This is a genomic window from Pseudomonas sp. (genome assembly GCF_049590575.1).
Taxonomy (GTDB): Bacteria; Pseudomonadota; Gammaproteobacteria; order Pseudomonadales; family Pseudomonadaceae; genus Aquipseudomonas.
This window is the reverse complement of sequence record NZ_JBAWDE010000244.1, coordinates 1-2,123: the sequence shown is the minus strand read 5'-3', so window position 1 is coordinate 2,123 and position 2,123 is coordinate 1. Positions and strand designations below refer to the sequence as shown.

Genomic DNA, 2,123 nt, shown 5'->3' with positions numbered 1-2,123 from the left:
GATCTGCAGCACCCGCTCCACTGGCAGGAAATCCACCCCCAGGTCCAGGCTCGAGGTACACACCACCGCCTTGAGCTGGCCGTCCTTCAGCGCCCGCTCTACCCAGTCGCGGGTTTCCCGGGACAGCGAGCCGTGGTGCAGGGCAATCAAGCCAGCCCAATCCGGGCGGGCCTCCAGGATCGCCTGGTACCAGATCTCCGACTGCGCCCGCGTATTGGTAAACACCAGGCAGCTGCTGCTCGACGCCACCTCCGCCACCACCTGCGGCAACATTTTCAAACCGATATGCCCGGCCCAGGGAAAGCGCTCGGCGACAGGCGGCAGCAGGGTGTCGACTTTCAGCGCCTTAGCCGTCTGCCCCTGCACATTGATCCCGCCGCCCTGTGGGATCAGAACCTCCAACGCGTGAGACTGGTTACCCAGGGTTGCCGAAATGCCCCACACCATCAACTCCGGATGCCAGCGGCGCAGGCGCGCCAACGCCAGTTGCAACTGCACGCCGCGCTTATTGCCGATCAGCTCATGCCATTCGTCCACCACCACCATGCGCAAGTGCGCCAGGCTCACCTCGCTGTCGGCGCGCGCGAGCATCAGGGTCAGGCTTTCCGGGGTGGTGACCAACGCGGTGGGCTGGCGACGGGTCTGGCGGGCGCGCTCGCTGCTGCTGGTGTCGCCGGTACGCAGCCCGACACTCCAGGGAATCTGCAGGGCTTCAAGCGGGGCTTCGAGGGCGCGGGCGGTGTCGGCGGCCAATGCGCGCATCGGCGTGATCCACAGCACCGTCAACGGTTCAGCCGGTGCTTTGCGTTTGCCGGTGGCGGGCGGGCGGCTGATGGCGAAGCGATTCAGGGCGGCAAACCACAGGGCGTAGGTTTTACCGGCCCCGGTGCTGGCGTGCAGCAGGCCCGACTGGCCTGCCTTCACCGCCGCCCACACGTCTTTCTGGAAGGCGAACGGCTTCCAGCCCTTGGTGGCAAACCATTGTTTAGCGAAGTCGAGGGGTTTTGCCATGCGGCAGCGAACGCTCTGGAGGGTCTATTTCACAGACCCTCCAGGCGTCGCAAAGGTTTACTTCAAGTTGCCACTGAGGAACTGTTGCAGACGTTCACTCTTGGGGTTGCCCAACACATCGTCCGGCGTACCTTGCTCTTCCACCAGGCCCTTGTGCAGGAACAGCACCTGGCTCGAGACCTTGCGCGCAAAGCTCATCTCGTGGGTCACCATGATCATGGTGCGGCCTTCCTCGGCCAACCCCTGGATCACCTTGAGCACTTCACCCACCAGTTCCGGGTCGAGGGCCGAGGTGGGTTCATCGAACAGCATCACCTCCGGCTCCATGGCCAGGGCGCGGGCGATGGCCACGCGTTGCTGCTGGCCGCCGGACAGGAACGCCGGGTATTGATCGGCCACGCGCGCCGGCAGGCCGACCTTGTCGAGGTAGCGACGGGCGCGGTCATCGGCGTCCTTTTTGCTGCAACCCAGCACCCGGCGCGGGGCCATGGTGATGTTTTCCAGCACGCTCATGTGGCTCCACAGGTTGAAATGCTGGAACACCATTGCCAGCCGGGTGCGCAGGCGTTGCAGCTCGGCGTCGTCGGCCACGCGCATGCCGTGGCGGTCGCTGACCATGCGGATTTGCTTGCCATCCAGGGTCATGGCGCCGTCGTTGGGGGTCTCAAGGAAGTTGATGCAGCGCAAAAAGGTGCTTTTGCCTGAGCCGCTGGCGCCGATCAGGCTGATCACGTCACCGGTCCTGGCCTTGAGCGAGACACCTTTGAGCACTTCATTGTCGCCATAGCTTTTATGCAGGCCTTCAACGGTCAATTTGTACATGGGGCAGGCATCCTCAAGGCGAAAGTAGATAGCCGCTACGGTAGGCCTCTAAGCCTGCGACATGGCCGATGACCATCCCGGCAGTGGCCATGCGGCGTAGCGAACGGGCGTAAAGCAGGCCGGCCTTCTGGCAGTGCACAGGCGTTACGCGGTCAGTAATCGGGTCGATGATTTCGGCGATCAGTTGCCCGGCTTCCAGGTATTCCCCCGGCAGGGCGCTGAACACCAGCAGGCCGCCGACCGGCGTGGCGACCGGCTCGACGCCCGCCAGCGGGGTGGCGGGGTAGGGC

Annotated in this window: 2 protein-coding genes and 1 pseudogene; all 3 read right to left on the bottom strand. The window is 64.5% G+C overall.

Annotation, left to right across the window (positions count from 1 at the left end; translation table 11 throughout):
• On the bottom strand, nucleotides 1-1,011 hold a 1,011-nt coding region (locus WBR57_RS16760; protein ID WP_424084784.1), incomplete at its 3' end, for a DEAD/DEAH box helicase.
• Nucleotides 1,012-1,068: 57 nt separating this feature from the next.
• A complete protein-coding gene (locus WBR57_RS16755) occupies nucleotides 1,069-1,833 on the bottom strand; it encodes an ABC transporter ATP-binding protein (protein ID WP_424084783.1) in 765 nt (254 codons plus the stop codon).
• Nucleotides 1,834-1,846: 13 nt separating this feature from the next.
• Nucleotides 1,847-2,123 (bottom strand): annotated as a pseudogene (locus WBR57_RS16750) (succinylglutamate desuccinylase); the annotation flags it as partial.